Origin of the sequence: Streptomyces sp. NPDC004667 (genome assembly GCF_040609475.1) — a bacterium.
Taxonomy (GTDB): domain Bacteria; phylum Actinomycetota; class Actinomycetes; order Streptomycetales; family Streptomycetaceae; genus Streptomyces.
This window is the reverse complement of sequence record NZ_JBEXKC010000036.1, coordinates 61,941-78,651: the sequence shown is the minus strand read 5'-3', so window position 1 is coordinate 78,651 and position 16,711 is coordinate 61,941. Positions and strand designations below refer to the sequence as shown.

At 73.1% G+C, this 16,711-nt stretch carries 15 protein-coding genes and 1 riboswitch; of the genes, 8 read left to right on the top strand and 7 right to left on the bottom strand.

What is annotated here, in order from left to right:
- Positions 1 to 211 (bottom strand): hypothetical protein (locus ABZW32_RS21100; RefSeq protein ID WP_356217979.1); only part of this gene is annotated, 211 nt, incomplete at its 3' end.
- 31 nt (positions 212 to 242) lie between these two features.
- Here ABZW32_RS21100 and ABZW32_RS21095 point away from each other — a divergent pair.
- From ABZW32_RS21095 to ABZW32_RS21085, 3 genes are all read left to right on the top strand, one after another.
- Positions 243 to 857, top strand: coding sequence for a glutathione S-transferase C-terminal domain-containing protein (locus ABZW32_RS21095; RefSeq protein WP_356217977.1), 615 nt, complete (start codon positions 243 to 245; stop codon positions 855 to 857).
- A gap of 144 nt (positions 858 to 1,001) precedes the next feature.
- On the top strand, positions 1,002 to 1,802 hold the full coding sequence (locus tag ABZW32_RS21090) for a carbon-nitrogen hydrolase family protein (RefSeq protein ID WP_356217975.1): 801 nt from the start codon (positions 1,002 to 1,004) through the stop codon (positions 1,800 to 1,802).
- A 59-nt stretch (positions 1,803 to 1,861) separates the two neighbouring features.
- Positions 1,862 to 3,559 carry an NAD(P)/FAD-dependent oxidoreductase gene (locus ABZW32_RS21085; RefSeq protein ID WP_356217973.1) on the top strand — a complete coding sequence of 566 codons (1,698 nt, stop codon included), beginning with the start codon at positions 1,862 to 1,864 and terminating at the stop codon, positions 3,557 to 3,559.
- Positions 3,560 to 3,618: 59 nt separating this feature from the next.
- Here the strand turns inward: ABZW32_RS21085 and ABZW32_RS21080 are convergent, their stop codons facing one another.
- From ABZW32_RS21080 to ABZW32_RS21065, 4 genes are all read right to left on the bottom strand, one after another.
- A complete protein-coding gene (locus tag ABZW32_RS21080; protein WP_356217972.1) occupies positions 3,619 to 4,260 on the bottom strand; it encodes a hypothetical protein in 642 nt (213 codons plus the stop codon).
- A 9-nt stretch (positions 4,261 to 4,269) separates the two neighbouring features.
- Positions 4,270 to 4,947, bottom strand: coding sequence for a DUF5995 family protein (locus ABZW32_RS21075; protein WP_356217970.1), 678 nt, complete (start codon positions 4,945 to 4,947; stop codon positions 4,270 to 4,272).
- Positions 4,948 to 5,024: 77 nt separating this feature from the next.
- Positions 5,025 to 6,422 (bottom strand): solute carrier family 23 protein, encoded by a 1,398-nt coding sequence (locus tag ABZW32_RS21070; RefSeq protein ID WP_356217987.1) that lies wholly within the window; start codon positions 6,420 to 6,422, stop codon positions 5,025 to 5,027.
- A 78-nt stretch (positions 6,423 to 6,500) separates the two neighbouring features.
- Positions 6,501 to 7,727 (bottom strand): MFS transporter, encoded by a 1,227-nt coding sequence (locus ABZW32_RS21065; RefSeq protein WP_356217968.1) that lies wholly within the window; start codon positions 7,725 to 7,727, stop codon positions 6,501 to 6,503.
- A gap of 55 nt (positions 7,728 to 7,782) precedes the next feature.
- Here ABZW32_RS21065 and ABZW32_RS21060 point away from each other — a divergent pair, with 55 nt between their 5' ends.
- Positions 7,783 to 8,943, top strand: a complete 1,161-nt coding sequence (locus ABZW32_RS21060; protein WP_356217966.1) for an ROK family transcriptional regulator — start codon at positions 7,783 to 7,785, stop codon at positions 8,941 to 8,943.
- Between the two features lie 114 nt (positions 8,944 to 9,057).
- Here the strand turns inward: ABZW32_RS21060 and ABZW32_RS21055 are convergent, their stop codons facing one another.
- Together ABZW32_RS21055 and ABZW32_RS21050 are read right to left on the bottom strand one after the other, a co-directional pair.
- Positions 9,058 to 9,807 (bottom strand): SDR family oxidoreductase, encoded by a 750-nt coding sequence (locus ABZW32_RS21055; protein WP_356217964.1) that lies wholly within the window; start codon positions 9,805 to 9,807, stop codon positions 9,058 to 9,060.
- Between the two features lie 189 nt (positions 9,808 to 9,996).
- Entirely contained in the window at positions 9,997 to 12,378 is a 2,382-nt protein-coding gene (locus ABZW32_RS21050; protein ID WP_356217962.1) for a chitinase C-terminal domain-containing protein, read from the bottom strand.
- A gap of 302 nt (positions 12,379 to 12,680) precedes the next feature.
- Positions 12,681 to 12,810, top strand: a riboswitch (FMN riboswitch).
- 221 nt (positions 12,811 to 13,031) lie between these two features.
- Between ABZW32_RS21050 and ribD the strand changes: the two genes are divergently transcribed.
- Genes ribD through ABZW32_RS21030 form a run of 4 tightly spaced genes read left to right on the top strand, consistent with a single transcriptional unit; the run spans position 13,032 to position 16,689 of the window.
- Positions 13,032 to 14,102, top strand: coding sequence for a bifunctional diaminohydroxyphosphoribosylaminopyrimidine deaminase/5-amino-6-(5-phosphoribosylamino)uracil reductase RibD (gene ribD, locus ABZW32_RS21045; RefSeq protein WP_356217985.1), 1,071 nt, complete (start codon positions 13,032 to 13,034; stop codon positions 14,100 to 14,102).
- Complete coding sequence (locus ABZW32_RS21040) at positions 14,103 to 14,741, top strand: riboflavin synthase (RefSeq protein WP_356217960.1); 639 nt, start codon at positions 14,103 to 14,105, stop codon at positions 14,739 to 14,741.
- A complete protein-coding gene (locus ABZW32_RS21035; protein ID WP_030234193.1) occupies positions 14,738 to 15,391 on the top strand; it encodes a nicotinamide mononucleotide transporter family protein in 654 nt (217 codons plus the stop codon). The genes ABZW32_RS21040 and ABZW32_RS21035 overlap by 4 nt, the downstream gene beginning before the upstream one ends.
- Positions 15,388 to 16,689: a bifunctional 3,4-dihydroxy-2-butanone-4-phosphate synthase/GTP cyclohydrolase II gene (locus ABZW32_RS21030; protein ID WP_356217958.1), complete on the top strand. Its 1,302-nt coding sequence runs from the start codon at positions 15,388 to 15,390 to the stop codon at positions 16,687 to 16,689. The genes ABZW32_RS21035 and ABZW32_RS21030 overlap by 4 nt, the downstream gene beginning before the upstream one ends.
- Positions 16,690 to 16,711: the final 22 nt, after the last annotated feature.

Sequence of the window (16,711 nt, the reverse complement as noted above, 5' to 3'; positions counted from 1 at the left end):
GCCACCACCCGGCCCCCGCGAGGGCCGGGACGGGCTGCCGGCGGCCCGGCTCCGGCGGGCCGACCCGCCGGACCACCGTACGGTCGGTGGCCGTCCGCGACGGGGGCCGGCCGGTCGGAACGTTGTTCAGGGTCTCTCCGCCTGGCCGGGTGGGGGCGCCGCCCCGGATCCACCCACCCCCCGGCCAGGGGAAGCGTCCGTCGTCGTCCACACCCCGGAGGATCCGAATGGTTCCCACCGTCATGCCCCGCACCGCCCCCGTCCCCGCCCCCCGCGGCCGCATCGGGGCCGGGTTCCTCCCGGTGCCGCACCGCTACCACCTCTACCTCGCCGAAGCCTGTCCGCGCTCCCGGCGCGTCCGCACCGCCCTCGCCCTGCTCGGCCTCGCCGACTCCGTCGGGACCACCGTGCTCGCCGGGCCCGCCTCGTACGCCGCCCTGCGCCGCGCCTACGAGGCCGCCGGGCACCACTACGACGGCACCCTCGCCGTTCCCGCCCTCTGCGACACCTGGAGCGGCCGGGTCGTCAGCAACCACACCCCCGACATCCTCGACGACCTCGCCGTCCGCCTCGCCGGCCGCCCCGACCTGGCCCCGCCCGCCCCGGCCGCCTTCTCCTCGGCCGTCCGCGCCCTGCTCGACCCGTCCGCTCCGCCCGCCGACCGGTCCGCGGCCCTGGACCTGCTGGAGCGCCGGCTCACCGTCCGCCCGTACGCTCTGGGGGACCGCCCGACCGTCGCCGACGCGGACCTGTGGGTGGCCCTGCTGGACCCCGCCGTCCTGCCCGCGGCCGGCCCGCACCTGCGGGCGTACATCCGGCGCCTGCGCGCCCATCCGGCCTTCGCGGCGGCCTCGTAACGCACCGGCGCAACGAATCGCCGCGCAACCCGGAGAACGCGCAACGAATCGATGCGCCCAGCGCAACGCTCACGGCTTGTCCCGATCGAACGCCCGAACGTACCGTTTTACGACCCCCACCCCATCTGCCACAGAGGTACGCCCATGCCCCCGCTGCGCACCGCACTCCTCCAGAGCTCCGGACGGCTCGGCGACACCGCCGAGAATCTGAAGCGGCTCGACGAGGCCGCGGCGCGCGCCGCACAGGGCGGGGCCGGGCTCCTCGTGACCTCGGAGATGTTCCTGACCGGCTACGCGCTGGACCTCCAGGACGTCCCCGGCCTCGCCGAAGCGGCCGACGGCCCGTCCGCCGTCGCCATCGGCGAGATCGCCCGCCGCCACGGGATCGCCGTCCTGTACGGCTACCCCGAGAAGTCGGGCGAGGCGGTCTTCAACTCGGCGCAGCTCATCGGCCCCGACGGGACCGCGCTCGCCAACTACCGCAAGACCCACCTCTTCGGCTGCTTCGAGCAGGACGCCTTCACCCCCGGCGACATCCCCGTCGTCCAGGCGGACCTGAACGGCCTGCGCATCGGCATCATGATCTGCTACGACGTGGAGTTCCCCGAGAACGTACGGGCTCACGGGCTGGCCGGGACCGACCTCCTCCTGGTCCCGACCGCCCAGATGCACCCGTTCCAGTTCGTGGCCGAGCAGCTGGTGCCCGTCCGCGCCTTCGAGAACCAGATGTACATCGCGTACGTCAACCGGACCGGCCCGGAGGGCGAGTTCGAGTTCGTCGGCCTCAGCTGCCTCGCCAGTCCCGACGGGGTCACCCGCACCCGGGCCGGGCGCGGCGAGGAGATGGTGTTCGGCGAGGCCGACCCCGAGCTCCTCCAGGCCTCGCGCGAGACCAACCCGTACCTGCGCGACCGCCGCCCCGGGCTCTACGACTCCCTCGTCTGATCCCGTCCCGCCGCCCGTCCCGCCGCCCCCTGCCCCACCCCGCAAGGAGACGTACCCCCATGACGTCCACGGTGCCCACCACCGCCGTCCCGCACAGCGACGGTCAGCCCCCGATCACCATGTTCGGGCCTGACTTCCCGTACGCGTACGACGACTTCCTCGCCCACCCGGCGGGCCTCGGTCAGATACCGGCGACCGAGCACGGCACCGAGGTCGCCGTGATCGGCGGCGGTCTGTCCGGCATCATCTCCGCCTACGAGCTGATGAAGATGGGCCTCAAGCCCGTCGTCTACGAGGCCGACCAGATCGGCGGCCGGCTGCGCACCGTCGGCTTCGAGGGCGCGGGCACCGAGGGTCTGACCGCGGAGATGGGCGCCATGCGCTTCCCGCCGTCCTCCACCGCCCTCCAGCACTACATCGACCTCGTCGGCCTGGTCACGGAGCCCTTCCCGAACCCGCTCGCCGAGTCCACCCCCTCCACGGTCGTCGACCTCAAGGGCGAGACCCACTACGCCGAGACCATCGCCGACCTCCCGCAGGTCTACCGCGACGTGTCCGCCGCGTGGAACGCCTGCCTGGACGAGGGCGCGGACTTCTCCGACATGAACACCGCGATGCGCGAGCGGGACGTCCCGCGCATCCGCGAGATCTGGGCGAAGCTCGTCGAGAAGCTCGACGACGAGACCTTCTACGGCTTCCTCTGCAAGTCCGAGGCCTTCCAGTCCTTCCGCAAGCGCGAGATCTTCGGCCAGGTCGGCTTCGGCACCGGCGGCTGGGACACCGACTTCCCGAACTCCATCCTGGAGATCCTGCGCGTCGTCTACACCGAGGCGGACGACCACCACCGCGGCATCGTCGGCGGCTCGCAGCAGCTGCCGCTGCGGCTGTGGGAGCGCGAGCCCGAGAAGATCCTGCACTGGGCCCAGGGCACGTCCCTGTCCTCCCTGCACGAGGGCGCCCCGCGCCCGGCGGTGACCCGCCTGCACCGCACCGCCGGCAACCGCATCACGGTCACCGACGCGTCCGGCGACATCCGCACGTACCGCGCCGCGATCTTCACCGCCCAGTCCTGGATGCTGCTGTCCAAGATCGAGTGCGATGACACGCTGTTCCCGATCGACCACTGGACGGCGATCGAGCGCACCCACTACATGGAGTCCAGCAAGCTCTTCATCCCGGTGGACCGGCCGTTCTGGCTGGACAAGGACGAGGAGACGGGCCGCGACGTCATGTCGATGACCCTGACGGACCGCATGACCCGCGGCACGTACCTCCTGGACAACGGCCCGGACGCACCGGCCGTCATCTGCCTCTCGTACACCTGGTGCGACGACAGCCTCAAGTGGCTGCCGCTGTCCGCGAACGAGCGGATGGAGGTCATGCTGAAGTCCCTCGGCGAGATCTACCCCAAGGTCGACATCCGCCGCCACATCATCGGCAACCCGGTGACCGTGTCCTGGGAGAACGAGCCCTACTTCATGGGCGCGTTCAAGGCGAACCTGCCGGGCCACTACCGCTACCAGCGGCGCCTGTTCACCCACTTCATGCAGGACCGCCTCCCCGAGGACAAGCGCGGCATCTTCCTCGCGGGCGACGACATCTCCTGGACGGCCGGCTGGGCCGAGGGCGCCGTCCAGACCGCCCTGAACGCGGTCTGGGGCGTCATGCACCACCTGGGCGGCTCCACCGACGAGACCAACCCCGGCCCCGGCGACGTCTACGACGCGATCGCCCCGGTCGAACTCCCCGAGGACTGATCCCCCGGGACCCACGACCACGGGCCGCCCCCGCGCACGAGCGCGGCGGCGGCCCGTTCTCATGCCCGCCGCCCGTCCTCCAGGGCGCGCGTCCAGATCAGGTGCCGACGGCGACGGAACGCGGAGCGCACCTCGACGCGCTCCCGCACGTCCGGCAGTCCGGGCGGCCTGCGACCCAGACCGAGGCCGAGGCCGCACCCCGCGCACAGCGTGTACCTCCCGTACCCGTCCCCGTCCCACTCCACCGTCCCCCGGCCGGCCCCGCACACGGGGCACGCGCCGTCCCGGCCCTGGTGGCCTTCGAGGTCCCACCGCCCGCGCATCACCGAGGGCATCACCTCGACGAGCCGCCCGGCGGGGTGGAACTCCGGGTCCGGCCAGAACAGCCACTGCGACGGCTGCGGCGGGTCCGCCCGCCGCACCCCTGCCCGCTTCTGCGCCCGCCGCCCGACCTGCCAGCCGGCGAGCTCCGCCAGCCACAGCCGCCGCGCCTCGTCGAGCTCCTCCACCGCCCGCACCAGCGAGGCGGGGTCCTCGTCCAGGTCGCGCGGGATCCCGGCGCTGCGGCACAGGTGGTGGTAGGTGGGGTAGAAGCCGTACGGGGCGAACTCCGTCAGGCAGGTGCGCAGCGCCGACAGCCTCCGGTGCGGCGGGCGGGCGGTGTCGTGCACCCGGAGCCGGTGCGTCGCGAAACTGGCCATCCGCCGAGGCTAGGGGGCGTACGCCCAGGTCGCACAGGGTTTCAGTGGCGAGGGGGTGAGCAGGCAGCGGCCGACCAGGCCGACGCCGGAGTCGAGGGACTCGGTGAATTCCTCGGCCAGGTCGGGTGCGTGCCGCAGGGCCCACAGCAGGCGGGCCGCCGCCCAGGCCCCGGCCCGTGCGCGTTCCAGGCTCCAGGAGCCGATCAGGTGCGTCAGCGGGTCGGCGACCTCCAGCAGGTCCGGGCCCGGCATCAGGTCCTCCCGGATGCGTTCCTCCAGCGAGACCAGGGTCTCGCCGACCCGGTGGAAGTCGGCTTCGAGGTCCGTCGGCGGGCAGCCCAGGGAGTGGCAGGAGGAGACCACCGCCAGGGCCAGGTCGTGCCCGATGTGGGCGTTGATCCCGGCCAGCGCGTGCTGCAGCGGCCGCACGCCCGGGTGGCGGCGGTACTGGAGCAGCGGGCGCCAGCAGGCCGGTGCCCGCCCGTCCGTCTCCACCGCCGTCAGGTACCGCTCCGCGAACCGCACGCCGAGCGTCTCGGCCCGGCGGGGCGCGGGGAAACCGCCGTGGCCGATCCGGTGGTGCAGGGCCTGCGTGACCGTCAGGTACACCCGGTTGAAGACGGCCACGCCGTCCTGCGCGGGGAGCCGCTCGTCGAGGGCGCGCATCCGCGCGAGTACCGCTTCCATGCCGGGCAGCGTCGCAGCCGGGACGCTGCGCGCGGGGAACTTGGCCGTACGCTTCGCCGGTTCGGGCGAAGCGGGCGTCAACGCGGCGTGTCCGGACCGTCCCGGCCGTCGTCGTAGGCGGAGGTGCCCGAGTCGAGGAGGGGCTCCTGCTGCTTGAGGTGCGCCGGGGCGAAGTAGCGCAGCGTGTGGTAGCCGGTGATCACCACGATGGTGCCGAGCGCGATGCCGCCGAGCTCGAAGGTGTCGGTGAACTGCAGCTTGACGCCGCCGATGCCGATGATGATGCCCGCCGCGGCCGGCACCAGGTTCAGCGGGTTGCGCAGGTCCACCCCGCCGTTGATCCAGATCTGGGCGCCGAGCAGGCCGATCATGCCGTAGAGGATGACGGTGATGCCGCCGAGCACCCCGCCCGGGATGGCGGCGACGACCGCGCCGAACTTGGGGCACAGGCCGAAGAGCAGGGCGAAGCCGGCCGCCGCCCAGTAGGCCGCCGTGGAGTAGACGCGGGTGGCGGCCATGACGCCGATGTTCTCGGAGTACGTGGTGTTCGGGGGGCCGCCGACCGCCGTGGAGAGCATGGACGCGGCGCCGTCGGCGGCGATGGCGGTGCCGAGCTTGTCGTCGAGCGGGTCGCCGGTCATCTCGCCGACGGCCTTGATGTGACCGGCGTTCTCCGCGATCAGCGCGATCACCACCGGCAGCGCGATCAGGATCGCCGACCACTCGAACTGCGGGGCGTGGAAGGACGGGAGGCCGATCCAGGGGGCCTGGGAGACGCCGGAGAGGTCGAGGCGCCAGTGGTCCACCGCCTCCGGCCCGCCCGTGGTCGAGTGGATCATGCCGAAGACCAGGTCGAAGATCCAGGAGACCGCGTACCCGAAGACCAGGCCCAGGAAGATCGCGATCCGCGACCAGAACCCGCGCAGGCAGACCACGGCCATGCCCGTGAACAGCATGGTCAGCAGCGCCGTCCACTGGTCCTGCGGCCAGTACGTCGAGGCCGTCACCGGCGCCAGGTTGAAGCCGATCAGCATCACGACCGCGCCCGTCACCACCGGCGGCATCGCCGCGTGGATGATCCGCGCGCCGAAGCGCTGGACGGCCAGACCCGCCAGGAACAGCGCCACGCCGACCACGAACACCGCGCCCGTGACGACCGCGCTGTCGCCGCCGCCCGCCCGGATCGCCGCGGCGACGCCGACGAAGGAGAGCGAGCAGCCCAGGTAGGAGGGCACCCGGCCGCGCGTGGCGAGCAGGAAGATGACGGTAGCGATGCCCGACATCATGATCGCGAGGTTCGGGTCCAGGCCCATGAGGACCGGCGCGACGAAACTGGCGCCGAACATCGCCACGACGTGCTGGGCGCCGAGCCCGGCGGTCCGCGGCCACGAGAGCCGCTCGTCCGGCCGCACCACCGCGCCGGGGGCGGGGGTCCGCCCGTCTCCGTGCAGGGTCCAGCGCACGCCGAAGCCCATGTCCCACCACTTCCGTTCCACCGGGTCGTCACACGACATGGCCGCCGCGCCGGTACGACGTGACGACCAGCCGTTATATTACGGCCGCATAGAGGCGGGTTCGTCCTGGTTCACTGCTCCGGCCGCCCCCGGCGCCCCCCTGCCACGCAGTACGGTCGCGCCCGCGATCAGGGCGAACGCGAGCAGCGTGACCAGTGCGAAGGAGACCACGAGCGAGGTCGCGTCCGCCACCGCCCCGATCGCCGACGGCGCGATCAGCCCCGAGGTGTACGTGATCGTCGCGACCCCCGCGATGGCCTGCGCCGGGGCCGGCCCGCTGCGCGCCGCCGCCGCGAAGGCCAGGGGCACCACCACCGCGATGCCGAGCCCGATCAGCGCGAAGCCGCCCAGGGCCGCCGCCGGATGGCGGACCGTCACCACCAGCAGCCCGCCCGCGGTGGCCAGGGCGCCGCCCGCCCGGACCGTGCGCACCGCTCCGAACCGGTCCACCACCCGGTCCCCGGCCAGCCGGGCCAGGGCCATGGTCAGGGCGAACGCGGTGGTCGAGGCGGCGGCCAGGCCCGCGTCGGTGTGCAGCACGTCCCGCAGGTACACGCCCGACCAGTCCAGGCTCGCGCCCTCGGCGAAGACCGCGCAGAACCCGACGAGGCCGATCAGCAGGGCGGACCTCGGGGGCAGCGCGAAGTGCGCGGGGGCCTCGGCGTCCCGGTCGCCGCGCACGTCCAGCACGCCCCGTACGGCCGCCAGCCCGCCCGCCGTCAGGACCAGCGCCGCGACCAGGTGGTGCAGCCGGGCGTCGGCCCCCGCGTGCGCCGCGACCGTCCCGGCCGCCGAGCCGAGCAGGGCGCCCACGCTCCACATGCCGTGCAGCGAGGACATGATGGATCGGCCGAGACGGTTCTCGGTCTCCACGCCGAGCGCGTTCATGGCGACGTCCGCCATGCCCGAGGTGGCCCCGTAGACGAACAGCGCGCAGCACAGCACGGCCAGGTCCGGGGCCAGGCTCGGCAGGATCAGGGACAGGGTCCACAGCGCCAGCAGGCCGCGCAGGGCGTTGCGGGCGCCGAACCGGTGGTTGATCCGGCCGGCCAGCGGCATCGCGAGGGCCGCGCCGAGCGCGGGGAAGGCGAGGGCCAGGCCCAGGGTGCCCGCGCTGAGCCCGGCGTGCTGCTGGATCCAGGGGATGCGGGTGGCGAAGGAGCCGGTGACGGCGCCGTGGGCGCAGAAGACCGCGGCGATGGCGAAGCGGGCATGGCGCAGGCGCGCCGGTCTGGGGCCGGGTTCCCCGGTCGTGGGCCGTGTCATGGGCGTAAACTATCAGGGACCCTTCCTGATAGTTAATGCTTTCCGCCTCCCTAAGATGGGCGCCGTGACCCCTGCCAAGGTGCTGACCCCCGCCGCCAAGTCCCCCGCCTCCCCGAGCACGGCCCGGGCCATCAACGACCGCCTCGCCCTCGAACTCCTCCAGGAGGAGGGGCCGCTGACGGCCGGCCGGCTCAAGCAGCTCACCGGACTGTCCCGCCCCTCCGTGGCCGACCTGGTCGAACGGCTCACCGAGGCCGGGCTGATCGAGGTCGTGGGGGAGTCCGGCGAACAGCGCCGCGGCCCCAACGCCCGCCTCTACGGGATCGTCGCCCGCCGGGCCCACCTCGCCGCCCTGGACGTACGCACCGACAGCGCGACCGCCGTGGTCACCGACCTGCTCGGCCGCCCGCTCGGCCGGACCGCGCTGCCCGTCGACGCGGTGGAGGAGGCCGTGGACCGGCTGGAGGCCCTGACCGCGCGGACGGGCGCCGGGGCCCTGCACACCGTGGTCGTGGGCGCCCCCGGCCTGGTCGCCCCGGGCGGCGGCGAGCTGCGCGGCACCGGCGCCCTGCCCGCCTGGCACCGGGACCTGGTCGCCACCCTGCGACGGCGGCTGCCCGCCACGGTGGTGGTGGAGAACGAGACCAACCTGGCGGCCCTGGCCGAGCAGCGCGCCGGCGCCGCCCGGGACCTGGACTCCTTCGTCCTGCTGTGGCTCGGCGACGGGGTGGGCGCCGCCGTGGTCCTCGACGGGCGGCTGCGTCGGGGGGCCTCCGGAGGGGCCGGTGAGATCGGCTTCCTCCCGGTCCCCGGAACCGGGGGGCTGCCCTCCGCCACCGAATGCGCCGGCGGTTTCCACGCCCTGGCGGGCAGGTCGGCGGTCGGCGCGCTCGCGCGGGAGCACGGCTTCCGGGGGCCGGTCGAGGAGGCCGTCGCCGGGGCCGCCGGGGAGGCCTTCCTGGACGCGCTCGCGGAGCGGCTCGCCCTCGGGGCGGCGGCCGTCGCCGCGATCCTCGACCCCGGCTGCGTGGTCCTCGGCGGCGGACTCGGCCATGCGGGCGGCGAGGCCCTGGCCGCCCGCGTCGAGCGCCGCCTCACCACCCTCACCCCCGTACCGACCGAGGTCCGCGCCACCGCCCTCGGCGACCCGGCCGTCCTGGAGGGCGCCCGCCTGGCCGCCCGCGAAGCGGCCCAGTCGATCCTCTTCGGCCCCTGAGGCCCCTGAGGCCCCTGACGCCGCTGATGCCCCTGACGCCGCCACGGCCCGGCCGGGCCGCGGCCGCCCACGCCGCCGCCCCCGGGGCCACGCGGCGGTCGCGTTCCGGGACCCTCAGCCCCGGGCCGCCGTCCGCCGTCGCAGGAACTCCTCGAAGGTGCCCCGGCCCACGGCGCGGGCCGGGGCCAGGTGTCCGCCGCGCACGAAGGCGGCGTACGTCCTGCCCGCGAGCGGGACGCCCACCACCCGTCGCCGGCTCCCCGTCGCCGCGAGGCAGGTCCGGGCCCAGTCCGTCAGGGGGCGGACCTCGGGCCCGCCCATGTCCGGGACCCGGCCCGAGGGCCGCGGCGTCGCGAGCTCCGCCAGCCGGTCCGCGACCTCCCCGACGGCGATCGGCTGCACCCGTACGCCCCGGGGCAGCAGCACCACCGGCAGCTTCGCGGCGGTGGCCACCACCTCGGCCACCAGGTCGTGGAACTGGGTGGTGCGCAGGATCGTGAAGCCCAGCCCGGACCCCTCCAACAGCCGTTCCACCGCCAGTTTGGTCCGGTAGTAGCCGAAGGGGACCACGTCCACCCCGACGATCGAGATGTACACGAGGTTGCGGACGGTCCCGGCCCGGCGGACCGCCCCGATCAGGTGCCGGGCGGCCTCCTCGTCGCCCCCGCGCGGGCTGCTCGCGCAGTGCACGACCACCTCCGCGCCCGCCAGGGCCGCGTCCAGCCCCCGGCCGCCGCGCAGGTCGACCGGGAAGTGCTCCGAGTGCCGGCTCAGGACCCGGACCTCGTGGCCCGCCTCCCGTAGCCGGGCGGCGAGCGGGGCGCCCAGGGTGCCGGTGCCGCCGGTGACGACGATGGTGCTCATGGTGTGCGGGTCCTTCCCGTCGGGAGTGTTCTCCCCCAGGGGACAGTCCGGCCCGCCGGAACGTGACACCCCGCGCCGGGGGAGGTGCCGGAACGCGGGAGGTGCCGGAACGCGGGAGGACCCGGTGGCCGCCGGGCCACCGGGTCCTCACGTTGCTCACGTTTCACACGGGGGGATCTGCCAGGGGGATCAGCAGGCTCCCTGGTCCTTCCAGACGCCCCAGTCGCCGGTGGTGCCGGGCTCCTCGTTCTGCGTCCACCACTGGGCCTTCCAGGTGCGGCCCTTGTGGGAGACGAGGCTTCCGCTGTTGTAGACCGTGCCCGCCACGTACGCCGGGCTCGTGCAGGTCCCGCCCGGAGGGGTGGTCGGGGGCGTGGTCGGCGGCGTCGTCGGGGGAGTGGTCGGCGGAGTGGTGGGAGGCGTCGTCGGCGGGGTGGTCGGGGGCGTGGTGGTGCCCGGTTCCACGACCGTCGTGCCGCGCGCCAGGTCACCGGCCAGGGCGTACGTGGTGCCGGAGATGTTCACCGTCCAGTTGGAGGGGGTGGACACCGGCAGGTAGTAGTTGAACGCCAGGTCGACCGAGGCGCCGGGGGCCAGCGTCTGCCAGGCCGGCAGCTTCAGGGAGACCCGCTGGAAGTCGCCCTTCAGCCCGCCGACGTTGCTCCCGCTGTGACCGGTGGAGATCACCTTCGTGCCGAAGCCGGACTGGTCCGAGGCGTTGGCCGGGGCCGAGGTCCCGTAGTCGAACTGGAACTCCGTGCCGCCGGGCAGCGTGCTCTTCGTGTTGTTGGTGATCTTGAGCTTCGGGGTGATCGGGTAGTTGGAGTCGCCCAGCTTGAACTCGGTGAACTCCGTCTTGATGTCGACGGCCCGCGCCGGCAGGGCGGCGCCCGCCTTCTTCGCGCCGTACGGGCTGGCCGCCTTGAACTTGTCGTACATCAGCGAGGTGAGCGTGTCGCCCATCTCGTACTGGCCCTTGGCCGCGTTGTAGGAGTAGTCGCCGGCCAGCTCCCACACCATCGTGCCGCCGATGCCCTTGTCCACCACGTAGTCGGCCTTGGCGGCCACGGACTGCTCGTCCTCCGTCGACAGGAAGACCTTCTTCTGCGCGTTCCACAGCCACGGCGCCACCAGGGTGGAGTCGTACTTGCGGGCGTAGGCGCCGGTCAGCGTGGTGTTCGCGGGGAAGCCGTACTTCGTGACGTAGTCGCCTACGACGCCCTTCTCCAGGTTCTTCGCGTGCCACATCGGGTTGGAGCCCGCCGGGGACTCGACCCCGTTGGTGTCCAGGTCGTGCCAGAGGTTGTCGATGCCGACCGCGCCGTCACCGCACTTGGTCAGGCCCGCGCCGGCCGGGCAGGTCGTGGCCGGGGCCTTGCCCCACAGGCCGTCCGTGCCGCCCTGCACGTTCTTGAAGCCGCGGGTGTAGTACGGCAGGCCGATGTTGATCCGGCCCGACGGCATCGAGCCGCGGAAGTAGTGGTAGGCCCAGTCGGTGTTCAGGTAGCCGGTGCCGCCGTACTGGGAGGTGGAGTAGACGCCCGCGGCGGCCAGCTCGCCGTCCTTGCCGTCGTCGAAGAGCGAGGCGTTGGGGCCGACGTACTCGTTCCAGGCGCCGTGCAGGTCGTAGGACATGATGTTGACGTAGTCCAGGTACTGCTGCATCTGGAAGGTCTCCATGCCGCGCAGCAGGTAGCCGGAGGAGGGGGCGGCGACGGAGAGCAGGTAGTGCTTGCCGTCGGCCGCGCCCGCGCGGTCGAGCCGCTCGCGCAGCGACTTCATCAGGGCCGCGTAGCCCTTGACGAGACCGGCCCGGCGGGCGTTGGACAGCTGCCAGTCCAGCGGGTTGCCCGCGTCCTTCATGGTGGTCGGGTACTCGTAGTCGATGTCGACGCCGTTGAACCCGTACTTGCGGATGAACTCCACCGAGGAGTCCGCGAAGGTGTCGATGCCCGCCTGGTTGACGGAGCCGTCGGCGTTGGTGGCCATCGAGTAGAAGCCGCCCGAGGCGACGCGGTTGCCGTCGTCGCCGAAGTATCCGCCGGTCTCCGCCCAGCCGCCCACGGAGATGAGCGTCTTGACGTTCGGGTACTGCTTCTTGAATTTGTTCAGGAGGTTGAAGTGGCCCTTGTAGGGGAGGGCCGGGTCCATCTCCGCGCCGGCGACGCCCGGCCAGGTCATCCCGGTGGCGGCGTTGTTCGCGTTGTCCGCGCCGACCGAGATCCTGTTGTCGGCCCCGACGTGGGCGAAGGCGTAGTTCAGGTGGGTGACCTTGGACCACGGGACGTTGTTGGCGAGGTAGGCGGGGGTGCCGTCCTTGCCCGTACGCCAGCCGGTGAAGTAGCCGATGACGCGACGCTGGTGGTCGGCGCCCATCTTCTCGCGGCCTTCGGAGTCGTAGACCGAGCAGTACGGGACGTCCACGCCGGCGGTCTTGTAGAGACCGTCGGGCCGACAGCCCTCGTTGTCGGCGGCGTGCGAGACGCCCGTCGAGAGCCCGCCGACCAGCAGGCCGGCGATCGCGGCGCCGGATGCCAGGAGCATGGCTCTCGTACGTGTGGGGGACGGCATGGTGCCTCCTGGGGAGGGGAGGATGGCAGGACACAACGTGCGGCAACAAGCAGGAACGTGGCGCTGGTTGGCCCGTGACGTGCGCACGTCGGCAGGCCGGCTCCCCGGGGAAGATGAAGGGAACGTTAAGAGGACTAGACCAACCCGTCAATAGGTCTGGACCAAAGCCGGGTGCGGGGATGTCCGGGGGTGCGGGTGGCGCGGGAGCGACGCTCGAGAACGGCCGGTTTGTGACCCAGGCCACAGCGCTTCACCCGCATGGCCCCCGATCCCCCGTGGCACACTGGCCGTAGTACCAGTAGCAGCGCACTCCGGGGTCGGTGTAATTCCGAACCGGCGGTATAGTCCGCGACCCGTCCGCATCCAGCGGCCGGTTGACCAGGTGAAATTCCTGGACCGACGGTTAAAGTCCGGATGGGAGGCAGTGCGCGGCGGGCCAGTCACCGGTACGCCGCCGTCGGCGGTCCATCGGCGTTTCCCCAGCGGAGACGTGTCGGACGGACCGTGTTTCCGGCCTCGGCGTACCCGCGTGTGCTCACCCGCTTCATCTGTCGTATCCCGACAGGCCCCGGAGTCCGTGCCCGATGAGGCAGGAGGACCCGGTGGCGCACCACGCCGACGCGAACGCAAGTCCCGGCACCGACGTGCCCGCCATGCGGCGTGCCATCGAGCTCGCCGCCCGCGGCCTCGGCTCCACCAGCCCCAACCCGGTCGTCGGCTGCGTGATCACCGACCCCTCCGGCGCCGTCGTCGGCGAGGGCTGGCACGAGCGGGCCGGCGGCCCGCACGCCGAGGTCCACGCCCTGCGCCAGGCGGGCACGGCGGCCCGCGGCGGCACCGCGTACGTCACCCTCGAACCCTGCAACCACACCGGCCGTACGGGCCCCTGCGCCCAGGCCCTGATCGCCGCGGGCGTCACCCGCGTGCTCTACGCCGTGGCCGACCCGAACCCGCAGGCCAGCGGCGGTGGCGCCACCCTCCGCGCGGCCGGGATCACCGCCGAGGGCGGACTGCTCCGGGCGGAGGCCGAGGCGGGCAACGCCGCCTGGCTGACCTCCGTACGGCTCGGCCGCCCCCACGTCACCTGGAAGTACGCCGCCACCCTCGACGGCCGCAGCGCCGCCGCGGACGGCACCAGCCGGTGGATCACCTCCGCCGAGTCCCGGGCCGACGTCCACCGGCTGCGCGCCGAGTGCGACGCCGTCCTCGTCGGCGGCGGCACCCTGCGCGAGGACGACCCGCACCTCGCCGTCCGCGGCGTCGAGGGCGCGACCCAGCCCCTGCGGATCGCCCTCGACACCCATGCCGGCCTGCTGCCCACCGCCCGCATCCTCGACGACGCCGCACCCACCCTGATCGTCGTCGGCGAGGACGCCGACACCCGTCACCTGCCCGGCGTCGAGGTCCTGCGCCTGCCGCTGCGCGACGGCCACATCGGCGTCCACGACCTGCTCGGCCGGCTCTACGCCCGCGGCGTGCGCTCCCTCTTCCTGGAAGGCGGACCCACCCTCGCGGGCACCTTCCTGCGGGCCGGAGCCGTCGACCGGGTGATCGGCTACCTCGCCCCGGCCCTCCTGGGCGCGGGCCCCGCCGCCCTCGCCGGCGCCGGCGTGGACACCATCTCCGACGCGGTGCGCCTCGACCTCACCGAGGCCGTCCGCGTCGGCCCCGATCTCCGCATCACCGCAGTCCCCACCGTCCGCACGCCCCTCAAGGAGCACTGAGTGTTCACCGGAATCGTCGAAGAACTGGGCGAGGTCACCGCCGTCGAGCAGCTCGCCGAAGCCTCCCGCTTCCGCCTGCGCGGCCCCGTCGTGACCGAGGACGCCAAGCACGGCGACTCGATCGCCGTCAACGGCGTCTGCCTGACCGTCGTGGAGACCGCCGACGGCGAGTTCACCGCCGACGTCATGCAGGAGACCCTCAACCGCTCCAGCCTCGGCGCGCTGACCGCCGGCTCCCGGGTCAACCTGGAGCGCCCCATGGCCCTCGGCGGACGCCTCGGCGGCCACCTCGTCCAGGGCCACGTGGACGGCACCGGCGAGATCCTCTCCCGCACCCCTTCGGAGCACTGGGAGCTCGTCCGGATCGCGCTCCCGGAGAACCTTTCAAGGTACGTCGTAGAGAAGGGCTCTATCACTGTGGACGGCGTCAGCCTCACCGTGGTCGAGGCCGCCGCCGACTCCTTCACCATCAGCCTCATTCCCGCCACCCTCGCGCTGACCACCCTGGGCATCAAGCAGCCCGGCGAGCCGGTCAACCTCGAAGTCGACGTCCTCGCGAAGTACGTCGAGCGCCTCCTCGCGGCCGGCGTGGACCCCCTGGCAGCGACCCCGAACGACACGGAGGGAACGGACCGGTGAGCGCCCTGACCTGGCTGAACTCCGAAGCCTTCACCGCCTTCGGCCAGAAGATCATCTGGTCGGACGCGATCGGCAACACCATGGGCCTGGCCGCCCTCGCCCTCGGATGGCGGCGTTCCATATGGACCTGGCCGACCCAGTTCCTCTCCGGCGTCATCCTCTTCATCGCGTTCGCCGCCGGGCACCTCTCCGGCAACGCCGGCAAGCAGGTCGTCGTCATGGTGGTCGCCCTGTGGGGCTGGACGATGTGGAGCCGCGGCAAGCGGCAGGCCCAGGACGCCTCCCTGGCCGTCCGCTTCGCCACCTGGCGCGAGCGCGGCCTCCTCCTCGGCGCCGCCGCCGTCGGCACGCTGGCCGTCACCGGGCTGTTCACCCTCTACCCGTGGATGTCCTGGAACCCGCTGCCGGACGCCTACATCTTCGTCGGCACCATCGTCGCCATGTACGCCCAGGCCAAGGGACTCGTCGAGTTCTGGTTCGCCTGGCTGCTCGTCGACGCGGTCGGCGTCCCCCTCGCCTTCACCAGCGGCTACGCCTTCTCCGCCTTCGTCTACGTGATCTACGGAGCCCTCGTGCTCTGGGGCGCCTACGACTGGTACCAGCGCTCGCGCACCACCCCCGCCCCGGCCCTCGAAGGAGCAACGGCATGACCCCCCTCAAGCCCGTGCCCGACGTCCCCGAAACCGGCCCGCAGGAGACCTTGCTCCTCGACCCCGTCGAGCAGGCCATCCGCGACATCGCCGCCGGCCGCCCCGTGGTCGTCGTCGACGACGAGGACCGCGAGAACGAGGGCGACCTCGTCATCGCCGCCGAGAAGGCCACCCCCGAGATCATCGCCTTCATGATGAGCGAGTGCCGCGGCCTGATCTGCGCCCCCATGGAGGGCCCGGAGCTGGACCGCCTGGAACTCCCGCAGATGGTCCGGCACAACACCGAGTCGATGCAGACGGCCTTCACCGTCTCCGTCGACGCGAGCGGCGCCCACGGCGTCACCACCGGCATCTCCGCCGCCGACCGCGCCACCACCCTGCGCCTGCTGGCGAACGGCACCTCCGAGGCGGGCGACTTCGTCCGCCCCGGCCACATCTTCCCGCTGCGCGCCAAGCCCGGCGGCGTGCTGGTCCGCAACGGCCACACCGAGGCCGCCGTCGACCTCGCCCGCCTCGCGGGCCTGCGCCCGGCCGGCGCCATCGTGGAGATCGCCGGCGAGGACGGCGTCATGCTGCGCCTGCCCGAGCTGATCCCCTTCGCCCGCAAGCACGGCCTGACGATCATCTCCATCGAGGACCTGATCGCCTACCGCCGCTCCGCCGAGCCGACCGTCCGCCGCGAGGCCGAGGTCAGCCTGCCGACCGCCGCCGGCGAGTTCACCGCGTACGGCTTCCGCTCCACCGTCGACGGCGTCGAGCACGTCGCCCTCGTCCACGGCGAGGTCGGCGACGGCGAGGACGTCCTGGTCCGGATGCACTCCGAATGCCTGACCGGCGACATCTTCCAGTCCCAGCGCTGCGACTGCGGCCCCCAGCTCCAGGCCGCCATGGCCCGCATCCAGGCCGAGGGCCGCGGCGTGGTCGTCTACCTGCGCGGCCACGAGGGCCGGGGCATCGGCCTGCTGTCCAAGCTGCGCGCCTACGAGCTCCAGGAGCGCGGTCGCGACACCCTGGACGCCAACCTGGAACTCGGCCTGCCCGCCGACGCCCGCGACTACGGGGCCGGCGCCCAGATCCTCGCCGACCTCGGCGTGCGCAGCGTCCGGCTGCTGACCAACAACCCCGACAAGTCCGACGCGCTCGTCCGCCACGGCATCGCCGTCAGCGGCCGGGAGCAGATGCCCATCGAGGCCGGCGAGCACAACCTGCGCTACCTGCGCACCAAGCGCGACCGGATGGGCCACGACCTGCCCTGGCTGGAGGGGGCCGTCCCCACCTCCGCCTGCGGCAACCAGTAACCACGTCCCACACACCACGTCC